The following is a 23,971-nucleotide window of genomic DNA, read 5'->3' as shown; positions in this document are numbered from 1 at the left end:
TCCTTATGAGCTGAGGGTTTGATTTAACAAGGCAAGCACCTGGTCGGTATCGTCCTGTTGCAGTTGATGAATAAATTCCTTGTGAATAATTTTGCGACACAGTGTGCCGATGATTTTGACCTGATCCTCTTCGCCGCTTTGCGGCACGCCGAGGCAGATCCAGCAATTGACGTCTTCGCCATCGCTGGCTTTCCAGTCAATAGCCTGCGCTTTGCGGGCGAATAACACGAACGGTTGTTTAACGCAGGCGCTTTTACCGTGCGGCACGGCGACACCGGAACCAAAACCGGTAGAGTGCATTTTTTCGCGCAGCAGCAGGGTTTGCAGGAACTGGTGTGAGTCGGTGATAAAACCGTTTTGTAACGCTATTGTCGCCAACTGCTTCAGAACGGAATAAGCGCCATTGCCCTGAATATTCAGGTCAATACAGCTTGCAGTAAGTGCTGCCATTATTGGACTCCATGAAAAAATATTATTGTTAATTGTAACGGCGGGGCGGTTTTGTGATGAGCGCGGATATGTCGTGAAGTCGTGACAATATAAGGCAGAGTGAAGGATAAATTTTGCGGGGTAAGGCACATATTGATTGGTAAAATAAATGTCGTGAATAAAAAATCATTCTTTAATGATTTTATGAATGTTTAACTGTCGCGGATATTTTGCTGCCACGTTATTTATATTTATGGCTTATGAGTCAGCGTGAATCATATCTAATATTTTTTACGATATTTAGTTAAAAACGGCACTATTGTTATATTCCTCACGTTCCAGGAAATCAGCGGATTTACTCATATTATGCGGCGGGATACTATCCATCGGCCTGCTGAAGTTGGATTAAAAATTCGAAAGTGCACACTTTATATTTCTCTATATACGTATTCCTTTTGGAAAGCGTAGGGCCTCCTTTATTTCAGGGAACGTAAATAATGAAAAAATCGACATTATCTTTAGCCATCGGTTTATTATTGGCATGTAGTACCGGTATGGCAAAAACACAGCATTTAACGCTGGAACAACGCATGGCATTGCTGGAAGAACGCCTGGAAGCGGCAGAAATGCGGGCAGCAAAAGCAGAGGGGCAGGTAAAACAGCTGCAGACACAACAAGCCGCTGAGATCCGCGAAATTAAGGCTGCCCAGGGCAATACGCCGGTAAATGGACAGACAACGGCGGAATCTGCAAAGAAAAATGCCACCTCACCTAATCTTTTGCTTTCAGGTTATGGCGATTTAAAAATCTACGGCGACGTAGAATTTAATATGGATGCGGAAAGTAATCATGGCCTGCTGGCAATGACCAACGCTGATGTGAATAGCGATCCCACTAATGAACAGTGGAATCTCAATGGTCGTATTCTGTTAGGTTTTGATGGTATGCGAAAACTGGATAATGGCTATTTCGCCGGGTTCTCCGCACAACCGCTGGGGGATATGCACGGTTCAGTAAATATCGATGATGCGGTATTCTTCTTTGGCAAAGAAAACGACTGGAAGGTCAAAGTAGGCCGTTTTGAAGCCTACGATATGTTCCCGCTGAATCAGGATACCTTTGTTGAACATTCCGGTAATACTGCGAACGATCTTTATGACGATGGCAGCGGTTATATCTATATGATGAAAGAGGGCCGCGGGCGCTCTAACGCTGGAGGTAATTTCCTCGTCAGCAAACAACTCGATAACTGGTATTTTGAATTAAACACGTTACTTGAAGACGGAACATCTTTATATAATGACGGTAATTATCATGGACGCGATATGGAGCAGCAGAAAAATGTTGCTTATCTGCGCCCAGTAATTGCCTGGTCGCCGACGGAAGAATTCACCGTTTCCGCAGCCATGGAAGCGAACGTGGTAAATAATGCTTACGGTTATACCGATAGCAAGGGTAATTTTGTCGATCAGTCCGATCGTACCGGCTATGGTATGAGCATGACCTGGAATGGCTTGAAAACGGATCCGGACAATGGCATTGTGGTTAATCTTAATACCGCCTATTTAGATGCTAATAATGAGAAAGATTTCACTGCCGGGATTAACGCGCTGTGGAAACGTTTCGAGCTCGGTTATATCTACGCGCACAATAAGATTGATGAATTCAGCGGTGTAGTTTGTGATAACGACTGCTGGATTGATGATGAAGGGACGTACACCATTCACACCATTCATGCGTCTTATCAGTTCGCTAATGTGATGGATATGGAGAACTTTAATATTTACCTCGGGACGTATTACTCCATTCTGGATAGCGACGGTGATAAAAAACACGGTGATGATACTGATGACCGTTACGGCGCACGCGTTCGCTTTAAATACTTCTTCTGATGAAGGCGCGGTGCTGGATATTTTCCGGCACCGCAACTCATTAAGGCAGGTAAAACACTTCTTGCAGCTCACTACTCACCGGGCTGTTATCCGCATTAGCTGGCATAACATCGGTCATATATTTCCACCAACGTTGGCAGATTTCAGTGCTGGCTACCGCATTCCAGCGTTCTTCAGATTCAATCTCTACCATGGCAAACAGCAGATTACGCGCTTTGTCGAGGCAAATGGCGTAGTTATGCGCACCGTGAGATTTCAACACTGCTTCCAGTTCCGGCCAGATGGGGTTATGCCGACGCTGATACTCTTCGTGGGCGTCGGGGTTAACCTGCATGACAAAGGCTTTGCGGATCATGTTTGCTCCTTACAGCGCCAGCGCACTGGCTAGTGGTGTAACGCCGAAGCGCTTGCCGAGCGCTATCAACTCTTCACGGCTGATGGTCTGTTTCATGCCGCCCATCGAATAAACCTTCACTAATACTTGTGCTGATTTTTCTGCGGTGTCGATTAAACCGAATGTTTCATCCAGCGTCGGCCCGCTGCCGAAGACGCCGTGGAAGGGCCACAACACCAGCGAATGTCTTTGCATCTCTTGTGCGGTCGCCTGGCCGATTTCGTCCGTGCCGGGCACCATCCACGGCAAAATGCCAACGCCATCCGGGAATACCACCAGACACTCGGTGCTGCCTTCCCACAGTTGGCGAGTAAAGACCGCGGTGTCGTTTTCCAGTACATAGGTGAGGGCGATCAGGTTGGTGGCGTGGCAGTGCATGATCACCCGATCTTTACCGTTGGTGGCTTTAATGCGCTCGCAGTGGGAGAGAAAGTGAGCCGGAAGTTCAGAAGTTGGAACGGCTTCGTTGGTTAACCCCCAGAGAATATGGTAGCCCGCGCCGTCGCTGTCGACTTTTACGACGCCTAAGTTAGCTGCAGGATCAAGCTGGACGTTACGGAAGAATTTGCCGGAGCCGGTGACAATAAACGGTGTATTTGCCAGTAAATGCATGGGCTGGCTGAGCGGGATATAGCGCGGTTGTGCATGGAAGTTGTCTTTATAAGGCGCGATATCGGCGTCATCCAGGCGCAGCGTCAGGTTGCCGCCGTTGCGTTCGTCCCAGCCTTTCAGCCAGGCGTCGGTGGTGGCTTTGATCATTCCCTGGACAAACCAGGACTGGGTAATGTTTTGCATGTTCTGTGTTCCTGTAAATTCGGTGTTGTCAGATGCACGACCCGTAGGCCGGATAAGGCACTCGTGCCGCATCCGGCAATCAATGCCTGATGCGACGCTGTCGCGTCTTATCAGGCCTACAACTATTGCCGACCTGTAGGCCGGATAAGGCACTCGTGCCGCATCCGGCAATCAATGCCTGATGCGACGCTGTCGCGTCTTATCAGGCCTACAACTATTGCCGACCTGTAGGCCGGATAAGGCACTTGTGCCGCATCCGGCAATCAATGCCTGATGCGACGCTGTCGCGTCTTATCAGGCCTACAACTATTGCCGACCTGTAGGCCGGATAAGGCGCTCGTGCCGCATCCGGCAATCAATGCCTGATGCGACGCTGTCGCGTCTTATCAGGCCTACAACTATTGCCGACCTGTAGGCCGGATAAGGCACTTGTGCCGCATCCGGCAATCAATGCCTGATGCGACGCTGTCGCGTCTTATCAGGCCTACAACTATTGCCGACCTGTAGGCCGGATAAGGCACTTGTGCCGCATCCGGCAATCAATGCCTGATGCGACGCTGTCGCGTCTTATCAGGCCTACAACTGTTGCCGACCCGTAGGCCGGATAAGGCGCTCGCGCCGCATCCGGCAGTGTTTACCCGCGGCGACTCAAAATTTCTTTCTCATAAGCCCGCACGCTCTCCAGCCATTCGCTACCTGCTGGCGTATCGTGACGTTGGCAATACATTTCCCAGACCGCCTGCCACGGCAACGATTTCTGCTCTTCCAGCAGTGCCAGACGCGCAGTGTAATCGCCCGCCGCTTCCAGCTTGCGCAGCTCAGCGGTAGGTTCCAGCAACGCACGCAGCAGGGCTTTTTTCATATTGCGTGTACCAATGACCCACGCGGCAATGCGGTTGATAGAGGCATCGAAGAAGTCAAGGCCGATATGCACCCGGTTAAACAGATCGTGACGCACAATCTCACTGGCAATTGCCTGGGTTTCATCATCCAGCAGCACTACGTGATCGCTGTCCCAGCGAACCGGACGGCTGACGTGCAGCAGCAACTGCGGCACATACAGCATGGCGGCGGAAATCTTGTCGGAAATCACTTCAGTCGGGTGGAAGTGCCCGGCGTCCAGGCACAGCGCAGTCTGGCGGCTGGTGGCATACCCCATGTAAAACTCATTGGAGCCAACCGTGTAGCTCTCTGCGCCAATGCCAAACAATTTGCTCTCAACGGCGTCGATATGGTGCGCAGGGTTTAGCTTCTCGCTGATCACCTCATCCAGTGCTGCCAGCAGACGCTGACGCGGGGCGAGACGGTCAACGGTGATATCTTTCATACCATCCGGGATCCAGATGTTCATCACCGATGGTGTGCCGAGTTGCTCGCCAAAATAGGCCGAAACGCGACGGCTGGCTTTGCAGTGATCAATCCAGAACTGGCGAATGCTGTCGTCGGCATGGGAAAGCGTAAAGCCATCGGCGCTTAGCGGATGCGAGAAACAGGAGGGGTTAAAATCCAGACCGAGCTGATTGGCTTTCGCCCATTCAACCCAGTTTTTGAAGTGCTCTGGTTTGATCTGATCGCGCGAGACTGGCGTGTCTGATTCCAGATAGATGGCATGTAAATTAAGCCGTTTCGGCCCCGGAATCAGCCGCATAGCCTGTTCCAGATCGGCACGTAGCTCACTGGCATTACGCGCTTTGCCCGGATAATTACCAGTTGCCTGAATCCCACCGGTCAATGAACCTTCCGGGTTTTCAAAACCGGAAACATCATCGCCCTGCCAGCAGTGCATTGAAACGGGTAAACGATCAAGTTGGCGCAGCGCCTCCTCGACATCAATCCCCACCGCCGCGAAACGCTGTTTCGCCAGCTCCCAGGCCTGTTCCAGTTGAGTGGTCATGCGCAAAGCTCCTTTGTCTTTCGTGTAGAGTGAATCCGCGCCACGTAGTGCGCAATTTCACTGTCAGGATTAGGGGTAAAGGTGGTCAGATTCGCGGTGGTGCTGACGACCTGACGGAAATCATCCACATTGTTGAGTTCATCCAGCGTCATTAACTGGATGCCGATATTGCCGAGCGTCGAGGCTTCAACAGGCCCGGCGATCACCCGAATACCGCAGGCATCGGCACATAGCTGGTTGAGCAGCGTGTTCTGACAGCCTCCGCCGACAATATGCAGTTGCGAGAAATCTTCACCGCGTAGCTGCGCCAGCTCATGCAACACATCGGCATACAGCAGCGCCAGACTGTCGAAAATGCAGCGCGCCAGTTCAGCATCACTTTCCGGGATCGGTTGCGCCGTTTCCCGACACGCAGCCTGAATTTCGCTGCACATCGCCTCAGGATTAATAAAGCGATCGTCATTGGGATTGATGATGAAGCGGCAGGCCGGAAGTGACTGTGTCGCGACGATAAGCGCCGGGAGATCGTTGATTTTCCGCTCCTTAAGCACCCGCTGAAGCAGCCATAAGCCCATAATATTTTTCAGCACCCGATAGCGACCTTCCGCCCCGCCTTCATTGGTGATGTTGGCTGCCAGCGCCGTGTCATTGGTAAATGGCGTCTGGCTTTCGAAGCCCATCAATGACCAGGTACCAGAAGAGAGATAAGCGGCGCGTGAACCGTTTAACGGCGAGGCGATAACCGCGCTGGCGGTATCATGGCTGGCAACGGCGACCACCGGAATCTCATTACCCTGCGGGCAAATCCAGTGACCTATGACATTACCCGGATGCGTCGGGCGACCAAACCAGGCTTTGTTGGCACCGCTCCACGCCAGTAGCGACTCGTCCCAGTCGTCGCTATTGATATTGACCAGTTGCGTGGTTGTGGCGTTGGTGTACTCCCAGTTCATCTTGCCGGTAAGGCGATAACTAAAATAATCCGGCATTAGCAGAGCGTGAGCAATGTGTGGAATAAGTTCAGGTTGTTGCTCCGTCAGCGCCCGTAACTGATAAAGCGTATTGAAGGGCAGAAACTGGATGCCGCTACGTTGATAAATATCGCGTTTGCCGAGTTGTTGTTGTGCCTGCGCCATCAGGCCATTGGTGCGGCTATCGCGATAAGCAACGGGCAGGCCCACACGCTGACCCTGTTGGTCGAGCAGCACAAAGTCCACGCCCCAGGTATCAATCCCAATGCTATCGATACGAATCCCTTCCTCGCACACCTTGTTTAATCCAAGGCGAATGGCACTTTCCAGGCTATCCACATCCCAGGTGACATAGCCGTTCTGACTATGCAGCCCATTGTTAAAACGATGGATTTCGCGCAGCGTCAGGCTGCGGCATTCACGCTCGTAACGCGCCAGCATCACGCGCCCACTGGATGCGCCGAGATCGACGGCGACACAATTGCGAAAGGTCATAATGTGATCCTGCTGAATTTCATTACGACCAGTCTAAAAAGCGCCTGAATTCGCGACCTTCTCGTTACTGACAGGAAAATGGGCCATTGGCAACCAGGGAAAGATGAACGTGATGATGTTCACAATTTGCTGAATTGTGGTGATGTGATGCTCACCGCATTTCCTGAAAATTCACGCTGTATCTTGAAAAATCGACGTTTTTTACGTGGTTTTCCGTCGAAAATTTAAGGTAAGAACCTGACCTCGTGATTACTATTTCGCCGTGTTGACGACATCAGGAGGCCAGTATGACCGTATTACATAGTGTGGATTTTTTTCCGTCTGGTAACGCGTCCGTGGCGATAGAACCCCGGCTCCCGCAGGCGGATTTTCCTGAACATCATCATGATTTTCATGAAATTGTGATTGTCGAACATGGCACGGGTATTCATGTGTTTAATGGGCAGCCCTATACCATCACCGGTGGCACGGTCTGTTTTGTGCGCGACCATGATCGGCATCTGTATGAACATACCGATAATCTGTGTCTGACTAATGTGCTGTATCGCTCGCCGGATCGATTTCAGTTTCTCGCCGGGCTGAATCAGTTGCTGCCACAAGAGCTGGATGGGCAGTATCCTTCCCACTGGCGCGTTAACCACAGCGTATTGCAGCAGGTGCGACAGCTGGTTGCACAGATGGAACAGCAGGAAGGGGAAAATGATTTACCCTCGACCGCCAGTCGCGAGATCTTGTTTATGCAATTACTGCTCTTGCTGCGTAAAAGCAGTTTGCAGGAGAACCTGGAAAACAGCGCATCACGTCTCAACTTGCTTCTGGCCTGGCTGGAGGACCATTTTGCCGATGAGGTGAATTGGGATGCCGTGGCGGAGCAATTTTCTCTTTCGCTGCGTACGCTACATCGGCAGCTTAAGCAGCAAACGGGACTGACGCCTCAGCGTTACCTGAACCGCCTGCGACTGATGAAAGCCCGACATCTACTACGCCACAGCGAGGCCAGCGTTACTGATATCGCCTATCGCTGTGGATTCAGCGACAGTAACCACTTTTCGACGCTTTTTCGCCGAGAGTTTAACTGGTCACCGCGTGATATTCGTCAGGGACGGGATGGTTTTCTGCAATAACGCGAATCTTCTCAACGTATTTGTACGCCATATTGCGAATAATCAACTTCGTTCTCTGGCCGAGGTAGCCACGGTGGCGCATCAGTTAAAACTTCTCAAAGATGATTTTTTTGCCAGCGACCAGCAGGCAGTCGCTGTGGCTGACCGTTATCCGCAAGATGTTTTTGCCGAACATACACATGATTTTTGTGAGCTGGTGATTGTCTGGCGCGGTAATGGTCTGCATGTACTCAACGATCGCCCTTATCGCATTACCCGTGGCGATCTCTTTTACATTCATGCTGACGATAAACACTCCTACGCTTCCGTTAACGATCTGGTTTTGCAGAATATTATTTATTGCCCGGAGTGGCTGAAGCTGAATCTTGACTGGCAGGGAGCGATTCCGGGATTTAGCGCCAGCGCAGGGCAACCACACTGGCGCTTAGGTAGCGTGGGGATGGCGCAGGCGCGGCAGGTTATCGGTCAGCTTGAGCATGAAAGTAGTCAGCATGTGTCGTTTGCTAACGAAATGGCTGAGTTGCTGTTCGGGCAGTTGGTGATGTTGCTGAATCGCCATCGTTACACCAGTGATTCGTTGCCGCCAACATCCAGCGAAACGTTGCTGGATAAGCTGATTACCCGGCTGGCGGCTAGCCTGAAAAGTCCCTTTGCGCTGGATAAATTTTGTGATGAGGCATCGTGCAGTGAGCGCGTTTTGCGTCAGCAATTTCGCCAGCAGACTGGAATGACCATCAATCAATATCTGCGGCAGGTCAGAGTGTGTCATGCGCAATATCTTCTCCAGCATAGCCGCCTGTTAATCAGTGATATTTCGACCGAATGTGGCTTTGAAGATAGTAACTATTTTTCGGTGGTGTTTACCCGGGAAACCGGGATGACGCCCAGCCAGTGGCGTCATCTCAATTCGCAGAAAGATTAATTCGCCATGCCGATGCCGACGATGTTAGCGGCGACAATAATCACCACACAACCGAGGCTCAACACCGTTACCGGACGGCGTCCTGCATTGTTCCACTCTTTCAGCACCAGCCCGACGATACCGCCGCACAATACATAGAAACTCATATGCAGCATCCAACTGATGTAGTCATACTGCGCCGGAATGCGGGCGTGGCCCCAGGCATAGAAAAAGAATTGCAGATACCACATCAACCCGCCCAGTGCCGAGAGTAACACATTGTGAATGATCAGCGGTTTTGCCAGCGAGAAGTCGGCTTTTAGCGACAAATCCTTCACTTTTGCCAGACGAATAAAACAGAAACCGAGGTTAATGATCGCGCCGCCGCCCATGATGACAACATAGCTTGGCAGAGCGACATACAGTGGATCGACGCCAAGTGCGGCAGCGGCTTCATGCATCGGTTTTGCGGCGTTCATCGCAAAGGACATCCCGGCAGAGAAAATGCCGCACATCACCGCCAGCACCAGCCCTTTTTTCAGATTGAACTCTTCGGCTTTAATGCCCATCTTGCGCTCTTTCAACTGCCCGGCTCGAGTTACAATCCCTACGCCAATCAGCGCCACCAGAACGCCGAGCAACGTCATGCGTCCGCCTTCGGTGTTAATCAACACATCGAAATTGCCGTTGATAATTGGCGTCATCAGCGTACCGACAATCAACGTAATGCCAATGGCGATGCCAATTCCCATCGACATGCCGAGATAACGCATGGTCAGGCCGTAGTTGATATTACCGATCCCCCACATAGCGCCGAACAGAAAAACAGGCAGCAGCGTAGAGAGACTAAACGAGCTGTAATACGCCCAGAAATTCGGTAGTAACAGGGCGCTGATGGCCCACGGCAGAATAATCCACGAAACAATCCCACCGACTGACCACATGGTTTCCCATGACCATTTTTTTACTTTTTTGAACGGAGCGTAAAAACAGGCTGCACTGGCCGCGCCGATCAAATGCCAAAATATCCCCATCGTAATCGCGTTACTCATCTTCTTATCCTCATCATTTTTCGTCGCGTCACATCTCCGACGAGATGAGTGTAAAAATCGTGCTGTCGATTAACCTTTCGCCTGTTGCCGCCGTTGTCGATTTACTGGCAATCACGGCATTAAGTGGGTGATTTGCTTCACATCTCGGGCATTTTCCTGCAAAACCATACCCTTACGAAAAGTACGGCATTGATAATCATTTTCAATATCATTTAATTAACTATAATGAACCAACTGCTTACGCGGCATTAACAATCGGCCGCCCGACAATACTGGAGATGAATATGAGCTATACCCTGCCATCCCTGCCGTATGCTTACGATGCCCTGGAACCGCACTTCGATAAGCAGACCATGGAAATCCACCACACCAAACACCATCAGACCTACGTCAACAACGCCAACGCGGCGTTGGAAAGCCTGCCAGAATTTGCCAACCTGCCGGTTGAAGAGCTGATCACCAAACTGGACCAGCTGCCAGCAGACAAGAAAACCGTACTGCGCAACAACGCTGGCGGTCACGCTAACCACAGCCTGTTCTGGAAAGGTCTGAAAAAAGGCACCACCCTGCAGGGTGACCTGAAAGCTGCTATTGAACGTGACTTCGGCTCCGTTGATAACTTCAAAGCAGAATTTGAGAAAGCGGCAGCTTCCCGCTTTGGTTCTGGCTGGGCATGGCTGGTGCTGAAAGGCGATAAACTGGCGGTGGTTTCTACTGCTAACCAGGACTCCCCGCTGATGGGTGAAGCTATTTCTGGCGCATCCGGCTTCCCGATTCTGGGCCTGGATGTGTGGGAACATGCTTACTACCTGAAATTCCAGAACCGCCGTCCGGACTACATCAAAGAGTTCTGGAACGTGGTGAACTGGGACGAAGCAGCGGCACGTTTCGCGGCGAAAAAATAATCATTTGCCGTCTGCTGCAATGAGGCGTTTACGCCGCATATCAGCTTAAAAAATGAACCATCGCCAATGGCGGTGGTTTTTTTGTGATCAATTTCAAAATAAAAACAATGATCCGATAAAAATAAAACAGCGTTTCAATTGATGTGGTTTTGATCACTTTTATTGATTAAATGAATGTCTATCTTCGTTTCCATCAACACTGATGCTCCATTGAGGAATTACGCATCAGCCCTTAAAAATATGCCGACAGGTGATGGAAATGCAGATAAAACGCTCGATTGAGAAAATCCCGGGGGGGATGATGCTCGTCCCGCTATTCCTTGGCGCACTGTGCCACACCTTCTCGCCGGGGGCGGGGAAATATTTTGGATCATTCACCAACGGGATGATTACCGGTACGGTGCCCATTCTGGCGGTGTGGTTTTTTTGCATGGGGGCGTCAATAAAATTAAGCGCGACGGGAACGGTACTGCGTAAATCCGGTACGCTGGTGGTAACTAAAATTGCCGTCGCGTGGGTGGTTGCGGCAATTGCCTCGCGCATTATTCCGGAACATGGTGTTGAAGTTGGATTCTTTGCCGGACTTTCAACGCTGGCACTGGTGGCGGCGATGGATATGACCAATGGTGGACTTTACGCTTCCATCATGCAGCAGTACGGCACAAAAGAAGAAGCTGGGGCATTTGTGTTGATGTCGTTGGAGTCCGGGCCGCTCATGACGATGATTATTCTGGGCACTGCCGGGATTGCCTCGTTTGAACCGCATGTTTTCGTCGGCGCAGTATTACCGTTCCTGGTGGGCTTTGCCCTGGGGAATCTTGACCCTGAATTGCGAGAATTTTTCAGCAAAGCGGTGCAAACGCTTATTCCATTCTTTGCCTTCGCGCTGGGCAATACCATTGATTTGACTGTGATTGCCCAGACTGGTTTGCTGGGGATCCTGTTGGGTGTGGCAGTAATTATCGTGACCGGTATTCCGTTGATTATCGCCGATAAATTGATTGGCGGTGGCGATGGCACTGCCGGAATTGCCGCTTCCAGTTCCGCAGGGGCCGCGGTAGCGACACCTGTGCTGATTGCAGAAATGGTGCCTGCGTTTAAACCGATGGCTCCGGCAGCAACTTCGCTGGTAGCGACGGCGGTCATTGTGACTTCGATTCTGGTGCCAATTCTTACCTCTATCTGGTCACGTAAAGTCAAAGCCAGAGCAGCGAAAATCGAAATTTTAGGTACGGTGAAATAAACCTGCTTCCTTAATCCCCACAGCCGGATGAACTAACGTTCGTCCGGTTTGCTATTGAGTTCCTGCCTGGATACTTACCGCGAAAACAGCACGCCTGACATAAAATAAATATGGTCTAATGGGGAAATTTCTCGTAGAGAGGGAACAGATGCGATATCCGGTTGATGTATACACAGGCAAGATTCAGGCTTATCCCGAAGGCAAACCCAGCGCAATTGCCAAAATCCAGGTTGATGGTGAGTTGATGCTGACGGAGCTGGGGCTGGAAGGTGACGAGCAGGCGGAGAAAAAGGTTCACGGCGGGCCAGACAGAGCGCTGTGTCATTATCCTCGTGAGCATTATCTCTACTGGGCGCGGGAATTTCCGGAACAGGCGGAGTTGTTTGTTGCGCCTGCGTTTGGTGAAAACCTCTCAACCGACGGCCTGACGGAAAGTAATGTTTATATGGGCGATATTTTCCGCTGGGGAGAGGCATTAATTCAGGTCAGCCAGCCACGCTCCCCTTGCTATAAACTCAATTACCATTTTGATATCAGCGACATAGCGCAGTTGATGCAAAACACGGGTAAAGTGGGGTGGTTGTATAGCGTGATTGCGCCAGGGTTGGTATCTGCTGATGCGCCGCTGGAGTTGGTTTCCCGTGTCAGTGATGTGACCGTGCAGGAGGCTGTCGCCATCGCATGGCATATGCCGTTTGATGACGAGCAGTATCACCGTTTACTCTCCGCCGCCGGGTTATCGAAAAGCTGGACGCGGACGATGCAAAAGCGCCGACTGAGCGGCAAGATCGAAGATTTTTCCCGCCGGTTGTGGGGAAAATAACCCCCGGAGTGTAGGCCTGATAAGACGCTATCAGCGTCGCATCAGGCATCCTGCTCAAATGCCGGATGCGGCGTAAACGCCTTATCCTGCCTACAAATGCGGAGTTTAACTCCGCTTATACAGCGGCAACCAAATCACCAGCCGTAAACCGCCCAGCGGGCTGTCTTCTGCCTTCACCCAGCCACGATGCTGCTGAATGGCGGTTTCAACAATCGCCAGCCCCAATCCTGTACCGCCAGATTCACGATCGCGTGCTTCATCGGTCCGATAGAACGGACGGAAAATCTGTTCGCGATCTTCCGGGCTAACGCCAGGACCATCGTCGTCCACCGTAATGGTGATACCGTCTTTATCTACCGCAAAGCCCACTTCAATCTTCGTATGGGAATAACGCAGGGCATTACGAACAATGTTTTCCAGCGCACTCTCCAGGGCGTTCGGGTTGCCGTACAGCGGCCACGGCCCAGGCGGGAAGTTAACTGTCAACGACTTGCCCATTTGCTCGGCTTCGAACGCCGCGTTATCCAGCACTTCACTCCACAACTGGTTGGCTTTGATGGTTTCGCTAACCAGCGCGTTTTTTTGCTGATTACGTGACATCACCAACAGATCGTTGATCATGCTGTCCAGACGTTGCGCTTCGGTTTCAATACGCTCCAGTTCCTTGCTTTCACCGCTACGACGGCGCAGTAACGCCGTACCCAGTTGCAGACGCGTCAGCGGGGTGCGCAGCTCGTGAGAGATATCAGAAAGCAGACGCTGCTGAGAGGTCATCATGCGCTCCAGCGCGGTGACCATCTGGTTAAAACTGGCACCTGCGGCAAGGAATTCCTGTGGCCCCGCTTCCAGTTCCGGGTGCTGGCGTAAGTTTCCCTGGGCAACTTCATCGGCAGCGTTTTTCAGCTTACGCGCCGGTTTTGCCAGACTCCAGGCCAACCACAACAGCAGCGGCGTACTGACCAACATGGTGACAATCAGCAGTAATAGCGGGCGGTCAAACAGTAAGTTAATGAAATCGGATTGAGAACTGCTGGCCGGACGAATCAGATAAAGTTGGTAATTATCTTCGCCATCACGCACGGAGAACGGACCGACCAGTTCCACGCGGCCATACTTTTTCTTCTGCGGATGATCGGCGTTATCGGCCTGACCAATAAAGTTACGAATGATCTGCATTTCGCTGCGTTCAGCGCCGATCACGCGGCCTTCGGTGGTCACCAATAACAAACGCTGTCCTGGCGGTGCCCACTTATCAATCGCCCGGAACAGACGCCGCCACCACATTAAATCGTTGGGCGGATCGTTCGCCAGCTCCGCTTCGACATGCTGCTCAATCATCAGCCCCTGACGCTGTTCGCTATCCAGAAGCTCGGTCATCTGGCGTGAATCGAGCTTGGGTAACATCAAAACCAACATCAACACCAGCGCCAGCGTCAGCCAGAAGATGGCGAAGATGCGCGCGGTTAAGCTGCCTATCATGAAGCAGAAACCATCAGATAGCCGCGACCACGCAAGGTTTTAAACCACGGGTGACCATCTTTACGATCCGGCAGTTTACGACGCAGGTTGGAAATGTGCATATCAATAGCGCGGTCGAAAGGCGTCAGGCGTTTGCCCAACACTTCCTGGCTTAAATGTTCACGGGAAACCACCTGACCCAGATGCTGTGCCAGCAAATAGAGCAGGGTAAACTCAGTACCGGTTAACTCCAGCGTTTGCCCGTCGAAGCTGGCTTCCTGACGGCCTGGATTCAGCACTAAGGCATCAACTTCCAGTGTCGGTGAACCGTTGTCGTTGTTTTGCTGTTGCTCGCTCCAGTGCGAACGGCGCAGGATCGCGCGAATACGTGCCACCAGCTCACGATCATTAAACGGTTTCGGGAGATAGTCATCTGCGCCCAGCTCAAGGCCGAGAACGCGATCAAGTTCACTGCCGCGCGCCGTCAACATAATGACAGGCGTCTGGTGTGTCTGGCGAAGTGCTTTTAATGTGTCGATACCATTTTTCTTCGGCATCATTACGTCAAGCAAAAGTAAATCAATGCTGTCGTCCAGAAGATCAAGCGCCTGTTCCCCATCGTGGGCAACAATCACGTTGAAGCCTTCCATCTCGAGCAGCTCCTTTAATAGGGAAGTCAGCTCTCGGTCATCATCAACTAACAGGATTTTATTCATTGTTTAAATACCTCCGAGGCAGAAATTACGTCATCAGACGTCGCTAATCCATGACTTTACGTTGTTTTACACCCCCTGACGCATGTTTGCAGCCTGAATCGTAAACTCTCTATCGTTGAATCGCGACAGAAAGATTTTGGGAGCAAATGATGCGCATAGTTACCGCTGCCGTCATGGCCTCAACGCTGGCAGTCAGTTCATTAAGCCACGCTGCTGAAGTCGGTTCAGGCGATAACTGGCATCCGGGTGAAGAACTTACGCAGCGCAGTACGCAGAGCCATATGTTCGACGGCATAAGTTTAACCGAACATCAGCGTCAGCAGATGCGAGATCTTATGCAACAGGCCCGGCACGAACAGCCTCCTGTTAATGTTAGCGAACTGGAGACAATGCATCGCCTTGTCACCGCAGAAAATTTTGATGAAAACGCTGTGCGCGCACAGGCAGAAAAAATGGCGAATGAGCAAATTGCTCGTCAGGTTGAGATGGCAAAAGTCCGCAACCAAATGTATCGCCTGTTAACGCCGGAGCAGCAAGCGGTTTTAAACGAGAAACATCAACAACGAATGGAGCAGTTGCGTGACGTGACGCAATGGCAAAAAAGTTCATCGTTGAAGCTATTGAGTAGTAGCAACTCACGTTCCCAGTAGTAAACCCTGTTTTCCTTGCCATAGACACCATCCCTGTCTTCCCCCACATGATGTGGGGGTTTTTTTTATCCTCAATTTGCCTGCTGCTTAATGCATTGCAGATGATTTGCTTCCGTTATACTAGCGTCAGTTGATAGCGGGAGTATTTATGAATCAATCTTATGGACGGCTGGTCAGTCGGGCGGCGATTGCTGCGACGGCGATGGCTTCGTTGCTATTGCTGATTAAAATTTTTGCATGGTGGTATACCGGGTCGGTGAGTATTCTCGCCGCGCTGGTGGATTCGCTGGTGGATATCGGCGCGTCGTTGACGAATTTACTGGTGGTGCGATATTCCCTGCAACCTGCCGACGATAATCACTCGTTTGGTCACGGTAAAGCAGAGTCCCTCGCGGCGCTGGCGCAAAGTATGTTTATCTCCGGTTCGGCACTATTCCTGTTTTTGACGGGTATTCAACATCTGATATCTCCAACACCGATGACAGATCCAGGCGTCGGGGTTATCGTGACAATTGTGGCGCTAATTTGTACGATTATCCTTGTCTCGTTTCAGCGTTGGGTGGTGCGCCGGACGCAAAGCCAGGCGGTGCGGGCTGATATGCTACATTACCAGTCTGATGTTATGATGAACGGCGCAATTCTGCTGGCGCTGGGGTTGTCCTGGTACGGCTGGCATCGCGCCGATGCTCTGTTTGCATTGGGAATCGGCATCTATATTTTATATAGCGCGTTACGCATGGGATATGAGGCGGTACAGTCATTACTGGATCGCGCATTGCCTGATGAGGAACGGCAAGAAATTATTGATATCGTGACTTCCTGGCCGGGTGTTAGCGGCGCTCACGATCTTCGCACGCGGCAGTCAGGGCCGACCCGCTTTATTCAGATTCATTTGGAAATGGAAGACTCTCTGCCTTTGGTTCAGGCACATATGGTGGCGGATCAGGTAGAGCAGGCTATTTTACGGCGTTTTCCGGGATCGGATGTAATTATCCATCAGGACCCCTGTTCCGTCGTACCCAGGGAGGGTAAACGGTCTATGCTTTCATAATCAGTATAAAAGAGAGCCAGACCCGCATTTTGTGTATAAAATACCGCCATTTGGCCTGACCTGAATCAATTCAGCAGGAAGTGATTGTTATACTATTTGCACATTCGTTGGATCACTTCGATGTGCAAGAAGACTTCCGGCAACAGATTTCATTTTGCATTCCAAAGTTCAGAGGTAGTCATGATTAAGAAAATCGGTGTGTTGACAAGCGGCGGTGATGCGCCAGGCATGAACGCCGCAATTCGCGGGGTTGTTCGTTCTGCGCTGACAGAAGGTCTGGAAGTAATGGGTATTTATGACGGCTATCTGGGTCTGTATGAAGACCGTATGGTACAGCTAGACCGTTACAGCGTGTCTGACATGATCAACCGTGGCGGTACGTTCCTCGGTTCTGCGCGTTTCCCGGAATTCCGCGACGAGAACATCCGCGCCGTGGCTATCGAAAACCTGAAAAAACGTGGTATCGACGCGCTGGTGGTTATCGGCGGTGACGGTTCCTACATGGGTGCAATGCGTCTGACCGAAATGGGCTTCCCGTGCATCGGTCTGCCGGGCACTATCGACAACGACATCAAAGGCACTGACTACACTATCGGTTTCTTCACTGCGCTGAGCACCGTTGTAGAAGCGATCGACCGTCTGCGTGACACCTCTTCTTCTCACCAGCGTATTTCCGTGGTGGAAGTGATGGGCCGTTATTGTGGCGATCTGACGTTGGCTGCGGCCATTGCCGGTGGCTGTGAATTCGTTGTGGTTCCGGAAGTTGAATTCAGCCGTGAAGACCTGGTAAACGAAATCAAAGCGGGTATCGCGAAAGGTAAAAAACACGCGATCGTGGCGATTACCGAACATATGTGTGATGTTGACGAACTGGCGCATTTCATCGAGAAAGAAACCGGTCGTGAAACCCGCGCAACTGTGCTGGGCCACATCCAGCGCGGTGGTTCTCCGGTGCCTTACGACCGTATTCTGGCTTCCCGTATGGGCGCTTACGCTATCGATCTGCTGCTGGCAGGTTACGGCGGTCGTTGCGTAGGTATCCAGAACGAACAGTTGGTTCACCACGACATCATCGACGCTATCGAAAACATGAAGCGTCCGTTCAAAGGCGACTGGCTGGACTGCGCGAAAAAACTGTATTAATGATTTCGGAAAAAGGCAGATTCCTTTAGCCTGAAACCGATGACAGAAGCAAAAAGGCCTGATGCGCTTCGCTTATCAGGTCTACATGAATTCTGTAATCTATTGAATTTGCAAACTTTTGTAGGCCGGATAAGGCGTTCGCGCCGCATCCGGCATGGACAAAGCGCACTTTGTCAGCAATATGAGGCGGATTTCTTCCGCCTTTTTAATCCCCCAACATATACCCGCAAGTTATAGCCAATCTTTTTTTATTCTTTAATGTTTGGTTAACCTTCTGGCACGCTTTGCTCATCACAACACAACATAAGAGAGTCGGGCGATGAACAAGTGGGGCGTAGGGTTAACATTTTTGCTGGCGGCAACCAGCGTTATGGCAAAGGATATTCAGCTTCTTAACGTTTCATATGATCCAACGCGCGAATTGTACGAACAGTACAACAAGGCATTCAGCGCCCACTGGAAACAGCAAACTGGTGATAACGTGGTGATTCGTCAGTCACACGGTGGCTCAGGTAAACAAGCGACGTCGGTAATCAACGGTATTGAAGCTGATGTTGTCACGCTGGCTCTGGCCTATGACGTGGACGCAATTGCGGAACGCGGGCGGATTGATAAAGAGTGGATCAAACGTCTGCCGGATAACTCCGCACCGTACACTTCCACCATTGTTTTCCTGGTACGTAAGGGAAATCCGAAGCAGATCCATGACTGGAACGATCTGATTAAACCGGGTGTTTCGGTGATCACGCCTAATCCGAAAAGCTCTGGTGGCGCGCGCTGGAACTACCTGGCAGCCTGGGGCTACGCGCTGCATCACAACAACAACGATCAGGCAAAAGCACAGGATTTTGTTCGGACACTGTATAAAAACGTCGAAGTTCTGGATTCTGGCGCGCGTGGCTCCACTAACACTTTTGTCGAGCGCGGAATTGGCGATGTACTGATTGCCTGGGAAAACGAAGCTCTGCTGGCAGCGAATGAACTGGGGAAAGATAAATTCGAAATCGTCACGCCGAGTGAGTCTATCCTCGCAGAGCCAACCGTGTCGGTGGTCGATAAAGTGGTCGAGAAAAAAGGTACTAAAGAGGTGGCGGAAGCCTACCTGAAATATCTCTACTCGCCAGAAGGTCAGGAAATTGCCGCGAAAAACTACTACCGTCCGCGCGACGCTGAGGTGGCGAAAAAGTACGAAAATGCGTTTCCAAAGCTGAAGTTATTCACCATTGATGAAGAGTTCGGCGGCTGGACGAAAGCGCAAAAAGAGCATTTTGCTAACGGCGGTACGTTCGATCAGATCAGCAAACGCTGATTTCCCCAGGATAATTATCAAACCCGGTGGTTTCTCGCGACCGGGTTTTTTATTTGTCACGATTTTGCGTTACCCTTGCATCTCTTTGAGGTACAGGGAAAAAAAGATGAAAAAAGCGGGTCTTCTTTTTTTGGTGATGATAGTTATCGCCGTTGTGGCTGCCGGTATTGGTTACTGGAAATTAACCGGTGAAGAGTCGGATACATTACGTAAGATTGTCCTTGAGGAATGTTTGCCCAATCAGCAGCAAAATCAAAATCCTTCGCCATGTGCGGAAGTCAAACCCAATGCCGGATACGTGGTTTTAAAAGATCTTAATGGCCCACTGCAATATCTGTTGATGCCAACGTATCGTATTAACGGTACTGAAAGTCCTTTGTTGACCGATCCTTCAACGCCGAACTTCTTTTGGTTGGCCTGGCAGGCGCGTGATTTTATGAGCAAAAAATACGGCCAGCCGGTTCCCGATCGCGCGGTTTCTTTGGCGATCAACTCCCGCACCGGGCGTACGCAAAACCATTTTCATATTCATATCTCTTGTATTCGTCCTGATGTGCGCGAACAGCTGGATAACAATCTGGCGAACATCAGCAGCCGCTGGTTGCCACTGCCAGGTGGTTTGCGCGGGCATGAATACCTGGCGCGTCGGGTAACGGAAAGCGAACTGGTACAACGCAGCCCATTTATGATGCTGGCGGAAGAAGTGCCTGAGGCGCGGGAACATATGGGAAGCTACGGGCTGGCGATGGTACGGCAGAGTGATAACTCATTTGTATTGCTGGCGACACAACGAAATCTACTGACGCTTAACCGTGCTTCAGCCGAGGAAATTCAGGATCATCAGTGTGAGATTTTGCGTTAAGGCGAAGAGTTAAGGAAAGTAAGTGCCGGATATGAAATCCGGCACCTGTCAGACTTAAGCCTGTTTAGCCGCTTCTGCAGCTTTAACGATTACTGCGAAAGCGTCAGCTTTCAGAGACGCACCGCCAACCAACGCGCCGTCGATGTCTGGCTGAGCAAACAGTTCTGCAGCGTTAGACGCGTTTACAGAGCCGCCGTACTGAATGATCACTTGTTCAGCGATGTTAGCGTCAACTTTAGCGATGTGGTCACGGATGAATTTGTGAACAGCCTGTGCCTGAGCCGGAGTTGCAGATTTGCCAGTACCGATTGCCCATACGGGTTCGTAAGCGATAACCGCACCTTCGAATGCCGCAGCACCCTGAGTTTTCAGTACCGCGTCGATCTGACGTGCGCAAACTTCTTCAGTTTTGCCCGCTTCGTTTTCAGCTTCGGTTTCACCGATGCACAGAACCGGAGTCAGGCCCTGCTCTTTCAGCACCGCGAATTTTTTCGCGATCAGTTCGTCAGATTCTTTGTGGTAAGTACGACGTTCAGAGTGACCGATGATGATGTACTGTGCGCCGATGTCTTTCAGCATAGCGGCAGAAGTTTCACCGGTGAATGCGCCGGACAGGTTCAGGTCCACGTTTTGCGCACCCAGCATGATGTGGCTGCCTTCAGCTTCGCGCTTCGCCATATCGATGTACATTTCCGGTGGTGCGATTGCAACCGCACAGCCAGCAACACCTGCCAGCTCTTTACGCAGGTTAGAAACCAGCTCGTGAACCATGTGGCGGCTGCCGTTCAGTTTCCAGTTACCCATCACTAAAGGATGTCGCATTTTAATTCTCCACGCTTATAAGCGAATAAAGGAAGATGGCCGCCCCGCAGGGCAGCAGGTCTGTGAAACAGTATAGAGATTCATCGGCACAAAGGCTTTGCTTTTTGTCATTTATTCAAACCTTCAAGCGATTCAGATAGCGCCAGCTTAATCGGTTCAACAGCGAAGGTCAGCCCCTTTTCGCCGTTGTCCGCGACAACATAACGCAGTGCACCTTCTGTCTCGGTGTAATAACGTTTGTTTTTCCCCGCCGTTAGTAGCGACTGCAGTTTTTTCTGGCTTTGTGTTTTGGTCATTAATGGGGTGAGTGTGCGGATCACTGCTGCCATGTATTCCTGAGCTTTCGCTTTCGCGGCTTTTTGCTCTGGCCCCTGGATGGGTAGCCAGGTCATTTGAATGCTTTTGATTTTTAAGGTACCGCGCTCCAGCGCTGTAGAAGCATACAAGTTCTCGTTAATTTTACTTGCAGCACGAGTGAGATTGGCTTTGTCGGGACTGCTGTCGATGGCACGAAATTCGTTCAGTGGCAGGCTGGGATTCTGGCTGTTAAAGTCTTCTCGAAACTGGCTGATGGAGAGATCGAAAGTAGGGGCTCCAGCCAGCAGATAAGGCGCGGTCGTTGCCGTATCTGGTGTTTGTGCATGCGCCGTTGTTGTAACGGTTAATGCAGAACATAAGAGAAAAAACAGCGTACACCCTGGCTTCATTGACAGTACCTTTTGTTATGACTGGCTCCGATTAAAACGATATCTGTCGCCCTTGTCAAAAGGGTAGAATCCTGGAAAAGACAACCATCAAGGAACTTACATGACCATACAGCAATGGTTATTCTCATTTAAAGGGCGTATTGGACGCCGTGATTTCTGGATTTGGATAGGCCTGTGGTTAGCAGGCATGCTGGTGCTTTTCTCACTGGCGGGTAAAAATTTACTCGATATTCAGACCGCGGCGTTTTGCCTGGTGTGCTTGCTTTGGCCAACAGCGGCAGTAACCGTTAAGCGCTTGCATGATCGCGGGCGTTCCGGCGCATGGGCATTTTTGATGATTGTGGCGTGGATGCTGCTGGCGGGTAACTGGGCGATTTTACCGGGTGTCTGGCAATGGGCGGTGGGGCGTTTTGTCCCGACGTTGATTTTGGTGATGATGCTTATCGATCTTGGTGCGTTTGTTGGCACACAAGGCGAAAATAAATATGGTAAAGATACCCAGGATGTGAAGTATAAAGCCGACAATAAATCAAGTAATTAACCTTTAATATATCTCTTACTGCTATTTTTTTCCGGGATTGTTATTTCCACGATGCAAATGACAATACCCGGAAAATCCTTCTGAACTCTTCACCTTAAGCAATATCAAAAAAAATGGTAATCCATAAGATCATTACTTGTTTGTTCTTCCCTTAACGGCGCATTATTCTTAAGTCGTAATCGACAGAGAGGCGAATATACAGAGGTGCCCTATGAAAGATGTCGTAGATAAATGCAGTACTAAAGGATGTGCGATTGATATCGGTACGGTGATTGATAACGACAACTGTACCAGTAAGTTTTCGCGCTTTTTTGCCACCCGCGAAGAAGCAGAGTCTTTTATGACCAAACTGAAAGAGCTTGCCGCCGCTGCATCCTCTGCAGATGAAGGGGCCAGCGTGGCCTATAAGATTAAGGATCTGGAGGGGCAAGTTGAGCTTGATGCAGCCTTCACTTTCTCATGCCAGGCCGAGATGATTATTTTTGAGTTATCACTGCGTTCGTTAGCTTGATGGAGTTGCTTTAGAAGGAGTTAAACATGGCTTATAAACACATTGGCGTGGCAATTTCCGGGAATGAAGAAGATGCCTTACTGGTGAATAAAGCCCTGGAGCTCGCCAGACATAATGACGCTCACCTGACGTTAATTCATATTGATGATGGCTTAAGCGAGTTGTATCCGGGTATCTACTTCCCTGCAACAGAAGATATTCTTCAATTGTTGAAGAATAAGTCGGATAACAAGCTGTATAAACTGACGAAAAATATTCAATGGCCGAAGACAAAACTGCGTATTGAACGCGGAGAAATGCCGGAAACACTGCTGGAAATTATGCAAAAAGAGCAGTGCGACCTCCTTGTCTGTGGTCATCATCACTCATTTATCAACCGTTTGATGCCGGCATATCGCGGGATGATCAATAAGATGAGTGCGGATTTGCTCATCGTGCCGTTTATCGATAAGTAACCGCTTACCAGTAATGCTCCGCTGTCATATGGCCCGGTCGGCGACGTAAATGTTTCGTCATCTGCCGGGTCTCTTTCAGCAACTGTTGTGTATCGCGCACCATCTGTGGATTGCCGCACAGCATCACATGGCTGGTTTCTTTATTCATCGGCAGGCCAATCGTGCTTTCCAGTTCCCCACTTTCAATTAATGCCGGTATCCGTCCGGTGAGCGACCCCGCTGCCGTTTCCCGACTGACCACCGTCTGAATGCGCAGTTTTCCTTCGTAGCGTTTTTCCAGTTCCTGCATCAGTGGCAAATAGCTTAAGTCGGCGGCATAACGTGCGGCGTGCACCAGGACCAGATTTTTGAAGCGATCTAAATCTTTACCTAGTTGCAGAATCGATAAATAAGGGCCAATCGCTGTACCGGTTGCCAGCATCCATAGCGTTTCGCAGTGCGGCACTTCATCGAGCACAAAGAATCCTGCCGCTTCGCTAACCACCTGCACTTCATCGCCTGGTTTCAGTGCCGCCAGTCGTGGGCTTAATTTGCCATCGGGGACGGTGACCAGGTAAAACTCCAGATCGGGATTATCGGGCGAGTTTACATAGGAGTAGGCGCGCTGGACGCGTTCGCCGTCGATTTCAAGGCCAAGCTTGGTAAATTGCCCGGCGGTAAACGGAAGCACGGGGGCGTGAACGGTGAGACTAAACAGGGCGTCGGTCCAGTTCTGCACTTTAGTGACTTTGCCTGTTACCCAATCAGCCATGTTTTTCTCCTGTTTTGATTGACTTGCCTTATCTTCGTTCTCCGAACAAAAAAATTCCAGTCCCGAAGGACTGGAAG

At 50.7% G+C, this 23,971-nt stretch carries 25 protein-coding genes; 14 read left to right on the top strand and 11 right to left on the bottom strand.

The features are described 5' to 3' along the window. Positions 1-3: 3 nt before the first annotated feature. On the bottom strand, positions 4-450 hold the full coding sequence (locus tag AB4H76_RS22140) for a PTS fructose transporter subunit IIA (RefSeq protein WP_077492738.1): 447 nt from the start codon (positions 448-450) through the stop codon (positions 4-6). 476 nt (positions 451-926) lie between these two features. Between AB4H76_RS22140 and AB4H76_RS22135 the strand changes: the two genes are divergently transcribed. Continuing rightward, positions 927-2,321, top strand: a complete 1,395-nt coding sequence (locus AB4H76_RS22135; protein ID WP_000749926.1) for a carbohydrate porin — start codon at positions 927-929, stop codon at positions 2,319-2,321. Positions 2,322-2,361: 40 nt separating this feature from the next. Here AB4H76_RS22135 and rhaM read toward each other — a convergent pair whose 3' ends face one another. From rhaM to rhaB, 4 genes are all read right to left on the bottom strand, one after another. Further along, positions 2,362-2,676 (bottom strand): L-rhamnose mutarotase, encoded by a 315-nt coding sequence (rhaM, locus tag AB4H76_RS22130; protein WP_077492737.1) that lies wholly within the window; start codon positions 2,674-2,676, stop codon positions 2,362-2,364. Between the two features lie 9 nt (positions 2,677-2,685). After that, positions 2,686-3,510: a rhamnulose-1-phosphate aldolase gene (gene rhaD / locus AB4H76_RS22125; protein ID WP_001179759.1), complete on the bottom strand. Its 825-nt coding sequence runs from the start codon at positions 3,508-3,510 to the stop codon at positions 2,686-2,688. 634 nt (positions 3,511-4,144) lie between these two features. After that, entirely contained in the window at positions 4,145-5,404 is a 1,260-nt protein-coding gene (gene rhaA, locus AB4H76_RS22120; RefSeq protein ID WP_001556342.1) for an L-rhamnose isomerase, read from the bottom strand. After that, positions 5,401-6,870 carry a rhamnulokinase gene (gene rhaB, locus AB4H76_RS22115; protein ID WP_000144072.1) on the bottom strand — a complete coding sequence of 490 codons (1,470 nt, stop codon included), beginning with the start codon at positions 6,868-6,870 and terminating at the stop codon, positions 5,401-5,403. Before rhaB ends, rhaA begins: the two co-directional genes overlap by 4 nt. 287 nt (positions 6,871-7,157) lie before the next feature. Between rhaB and rhaS the strand changes: the two genes are divergently transcribed. Further along, positions 7,158-7,994: an HTH-type transcriptional activator RhaS gene (rhaS, locus tag AB4H76_RS22110; RefSeq protein ID WP_000217139.1), complete on the top strand. Its 837-nt coding sequence runs from the start codon at positions 7,158-7,160 to the stop codon at positions 7,992-7,994. A gap of 73 nt (positions 7,995-8,067) precedes the next feature. Continuing rightward, on the top strand, positions 8,068-8,916 hold the full coding sequence (rhaR, locus tag AB4H76_RS22105; RefSeq protein WP_205900181.1) for an HTH-type transcriptional activator RhaR: 849 nt from the start codon (positions 8,068-8,070) through the stop codon (positions 8,914-8,916). Here the strand turns inward: rhaR and rhaT are convergent. Further along, positions 8,913-9,947 carry an L-rhamnose/proton symporter RhaT gene (gene rhaT, locus AB4H76_RS22100; protein ID WP_000063507.1) on the bottom strand — a complete coding sequence of 345 codons (1,035 nt, stop codon included), beginning with the start codon at positions 9,945-9,947 and terminating at the stop codon, positions 8,913-8,915. The two genes, rhaR and rhaT, sit on opposite strands and share 4 nt — an antisense overlap. 284 nt (positions 9,948-10,231) lie before the next feature. On the opposite strand from rhaT, the gene sodA reads away from it, so the two are divergent. The 3 genes from sodA (at position 10,232) to yiiM (ending at position 12,918) form a co-directional block, all read left to right on the top strand. Beyond that, entirely contained in the window at positions 10,232-10,852 is a 621-nt protein-coding gene (sodA, locus tag AB4H76_RS22095; protein ID WP_001297064.1) for a superoxide dismutase [Mn], read from the top strand. Between the two features lie 259 nt (positions 10,853-11,111). After that, positions 11,112-12,095: a 2-keto-3-deoxygluconate transporter gene (gene kdgT / locus AB4H76_RS22090; RefSeq protein WP_001166063.1), complete on the top strand. Its 984-nt coding sequence runs from the start codon at positions 11,112-11,114 to the stop codon at positions 12,093-12,095. Positions 12,096-12,243: 148 nt separating this feature from the next. Continuing rightward, positions 12,244-12,918, top strand: a complete 675-nt coding sequence (gene yiiM, locus AB4H76_RS22085; protein ID WP_032255224.1) for a 6-hydroxyaminopurine reductase — start codon at positions 12,244-12,246, stop codon at positions 12,916-12,918. A gap of 105 nt (positions 12,919-13,023) precedes the next feature. Here the strand turns inward: yiiM and cpxA are convergent, their stop codons facing one another. Further along, on the bottom strand, positions 13,024-14,397 hold the full coding sequence (cpxA, locus tag AB4H76_RS22080; protein ID WP_000580417.1) for an envelope stress sensor histidine kinase CpxA: 1,374 nt from the start codon (positions 14,395-14,397) through the stop codon (positions 13,024-13,026). Then, positions 14,394-15,092: an envelope stress response regulator transcription factor CpxR gene (gene cpxR, locus AB4H76_RS22075; protein ID WP_001033722.1), complete on the bottom strand. Its 699-nt coding sequence runs from the start codon at positions 15,090-15,092 to the stop codon at positions 14,394-14,396. Before cpxR ends, cpxA begins: the two co-directional genes overlap by 4 nt. A 149-nt stretch (positions 15,093-15,241) precedes the next feature. Between cpxR and cpxP the strand changes: the two genes are divergently transcribed. From cpxP to cdh, 5 genes are all read left to right on the top strand, one after another. Further along, entirely contained in the window at positions 15,242-15,742 is a 501-nt protein-coding gene (gene cpxP / locus AB4H76_RS22070; RefSeq protein WP_001223800.1) for a cell-envelope stress modulator CpxP, read from the top strand. 148 nt (positions 15,743-15,890) lie between these two features. Then, positions 15,891-16,793, top strand: coding sequence for a CDF family cation-efflux transporter FieF (gene fieF, locus AB4H76_RS22065; RefSeq protein ID WP_001076742.1), 903 nt, complete (start codon positions 15,891-15,893; stop codon positions 16,791-16,793). A 180-nt stretch (positions 16,794-16,973) separates the two neighbouring features. Then, positions 16,974-17,936, top strand: a complete 963-nt coding sequence (gene pfkA, locus AB4H76_RS22060) for a 6-phosphofructokinase (RefSeq protein WP_000591795.1) — start codon at positions 16,974-16,976, stop codon at positions 17,934-17,936. 319 nt (positions 17,937-18,255) lie between these two features. Beyond that, entirely contained in the window at positions 18,256-19,245 is a 990-nt protein-coding gene (sbp, locus tag AB4H76_RS22055; RefSeq protein ID WP_077492743.1) for a sulfate/thiosulfate ABC transporter substrate-binding protein Sbp, read from the top strand. 106 nt (positions 19,246-19,351) lie between these two features. Beyond that, positions 19,352-20,107, top strand: a complete 756-nt coding sequence (gene cdh, locus AB4H76_RS22050; RefSeq protein WP_000708998.1) for a CDP-diacylglycerol diphosphatase — start codon at positions 19,352-19,354, stop codon at positions 20,105-20,107. A gap of 54 nt (positions 20,108-20,161) precedes the next feature. Here the strand turns inward: cdh and tpiA are convergent, their stop codons facing one another. Together tpiA and AB4H76_RS22040 are read right to left on the bottom strand one after the other, a co-directional pair. Next, positions 20,162-20,929: a triose-phosphate isomerase gene (gene tpiA / locus AB4H76_RS22045; RefSeq protein ID WP_001216325.1), complete on the bottom strand. Its 768-nt coding sequence runs from the start codon at positions 20,927-20,929 to the stop codon at positions 20,162-20,164. Positions 20,930-21,036: 107 nt separating this feature from the next. Further along, positions 21,037-21,636 (bottom strand): YiiQ family protein, encoded by a 600-nt coding sequence (locus AB4H76_RS22040; protein ID WP_000802226.1) that lies wholly within the window; start codon positions 21,634-21,636, stop codon positions 21,037-21,039. 100 nt (positions 21,637-21,736) lie between these two features. Here AB4H76_RS22040 and AB4H76_RS22035 point away from each other — a divergent pair, with 100 nt between their 5' ends. From AB4H76_RS22035 to uspD, 3 genes are all read left to right on the top strand, one after another. Continuing rightward, positions 21,737-22,177 (top strand): DUF805 domain-containing protein, encoded by a 441-nt coding sequence (locus AB4H76_RS22035; protein WP_000155273.1) that lies wholly within the window; start codon positions 21,737-21,739, stop codon positions 22,175-22,177. A 211-nt stretch (positions 22,178-22,388) separates the two neighbouring features. Next, positions 22,389-22,688: a DUF406 domain-containing protein gene (locus AB4H76_RS22030; protein ID WP_000655986.1), complete on the top strand. Its 300-nt coding sequence runs from the start codon at positions 22,389-22,391 to the stop codon at positions 22,686-22,688. A 26-nt stretch (positions 22,689-22,714) separates the two neighbouring features. After that, positions 22,715-23,143, top strand: a complete 429-nt coding sequence (gene uspD / locus AB4H76_RS22025) for a universal stress protein UspD (protein WP_000323556.1) — start codon at positions 22,715-22,717, stop codon at positions 23,141-23,143. A gap of 4 nt (positions 23,144-23,147) precedes the next feature. Here uspD and fpr read toward each other — a convergent pair whose 3' ends face one another. Then, positions 23,148-23,894, bottom strand: a complete 747-nt coding sequence (gene fpr, locus AB4H76_RS22020; RefSeq protein ID WP_000796332.1) for a ferredoxin--NADP(+) reductase — start codon at positions 23,892-23,894, stop codon at positions 23,148-23,150. Positions 23,895-23,971: the final 77 nt, after the last annotated feature.

It is taken from the genome of Escherichia sp. UTM R2 (assembly GCF_048593455.1).
GTDB lineage: Bacteria > Pseudomonadota > Gammaproteobacteria > Enterobacterales > Enterobacteriaceae > Escherichia > Escherichia coli.
The sequence above is the reverse complement of the archived record's forward strand: the minus strand, read 5'-3'. Positions and strand labels throughout refer to the sequence as shown.

Excerpts from the sequence above, each read along its gene's own strand:
- rhaD (WP_001179759.1), bottom strand. The coding sequence starts at position 3,510 with ATGCAAAACATTACCCAGTCCTGGTTTGTCCAGGGAATGATCAAAGCC.
- rhaS (WP_000217139.1), top strand. The coding sequence starts at position 7,158 with ATGACCGTATTACATAGTGTGGATTTTTTTCCGTCTGGTAACGCGTCC.
- fieF (WP_001076742.1), top strand. The coding sequence starts at position 15,891 with ATGAATCAATCTTATGGACGGCTGGTCAGTCGGGCGGCGATTGCTGCG.
- rhaB (WP_000144072.1), bottom strand. The coding sequence starts at position 6,870 with ATGACCTTTCGCAATTGTGTCGCCGTCGATCTCGGCGCATCCAGTGGG.
- kdgT (WP_001166063.1), top strand. The coding sequence starts at position 11,112 with ATGCAGATAAAACGCTCGATTGAGAAAATCCCGGGGGGGATGATGCTC.
- rhaA (WP_001556342.1), bottom strand. The coding sequence starts at position 5,404 with ATGACCACTCAACTGGAACAGGCCTGGGAGCTGGCGAAACAGCGTTTC.
- AB4H76_RS22135 (WP_000749926.1), top strand. The coding sequence starts at position 927 with ATGAAAAAATCGACATTATCTTTAGCCATCGGTTTATTATTGGCATGT.
- uspD (WP_000323556.1), top strand. The coding sequence starts at position 22,715 with ATGGCTTATAAACACATTGGCGTGGCAATTTCCGGGAATGAAGAAGAT.
- rhaM (WP_077492737.1), bottom strand. The coding sequence starts at position 2,676 with ATGATCCGCAAAGCCTTTGTCATGCAGGTTAACCCCGACGCCCACGAA.
- yiiM (WP_032255224.1), top strand. The coding sequence starts at position 12,244 with ATGCGATATCCGGTTGATGTATACACAGGCAAGATTCAGGCTTATCCC.
- rhaT (WP_000063507.1), bottom strand. The coding sequence starts at position 9,947 with ATGAGTAACGCGATTACGATGGGGATATTTTGGCATTTGATCGGCGCG.
- sodA (WP_001297064.1), top strand. The coding sequence starts at position 10,232 with ATGAGCTATACCCTGCCATCCCTGCCGTATGCTTACGATGCCCTGGAA.
- sbp (WP_077492743.1), top strand. The coding sequence starts at position 18,256 with ATGAACAAGTGGGGCGTAGGGTTAACATTTTTGCTGGCGGCAACCAGC.
- tpiA (WP_001216325.1), bottom strand. The coding sequence starts at position 20,929 with ATGCGACATCCTTTAGTGATGGGTAACTGGAAACTGAACGGCAGCCGC.
- AB4H76_RS22140 (WP_077492738.1), bottom strand. The coding sequence starts at position 450 with ATGGCAGCACTTACTGCAAGCTGTATTGACCTGAATATTCAGGGCAAT.
- pfkA (WP_000591795.1), top strand. The coding sequence starts at position 16,974 with ATGATTAAGAAAATCGGTGTGTTGACAAGCGGCGGTGATGCGCCAGGC.
- cpxR (WP_001033722.1), bottom strand. The coding sequence starts at position 15,092 with ATGAATAAAATCCTGTTAGTTGATGATGACCGAGAGCTGACTTCCCTA.
- cdh (WP_000708998.1), top strand. The coding sequence starts at position 19,352 with ATGAAAAAAGCGGGTCTTCTTTTTTTGGTGATGATAGTTATCGCCGTT.
- fpr (WP_000796332.1), bottom strand. The coding sequence starts at position 23,894 with ATGGCTGATTGGGTAACAGGCAAAGTCACTAAAGTGCAGAACTGGACC.
- AB4H76_RS22030 (WP_000655986.1), top strand. The coding sequence starts at position 22,389 with ATGAAAGATGTCGTAGATAAATGCAGTACTAAAGGATGTGCGATTGAT.
- AB4H76_RS22035 (WP_000155273.1), top strand. The coding sequence starts at position 21,737 with ATGACCATACAGCAATGGTTATTCTCATTTAAAGGGCGTATTGGACGC.
- AB4H76_RS22040 (WP_000802226.1), bottom strand. The coding sequence starts at position 21,636 with ATGAAGCCAGGGTGTACGCTGTTTTTTCTCTTATGTTCTGCATTAACC.
- cpxP (WP_001223800.1), top strand. The coding sequence starts at position 15,242 with ATGCGCATAGTTACCGCTGCCGTCATGGCCTCAACGCTGGCAGTCAGT.
- cpxA (WP_000580417.1), bottom strand. The coding sequence starts at position 14,397 with ATGATAGGCAGCTTAACCGCGCGCATCTTCGCCATCTTCTGGCTGACG.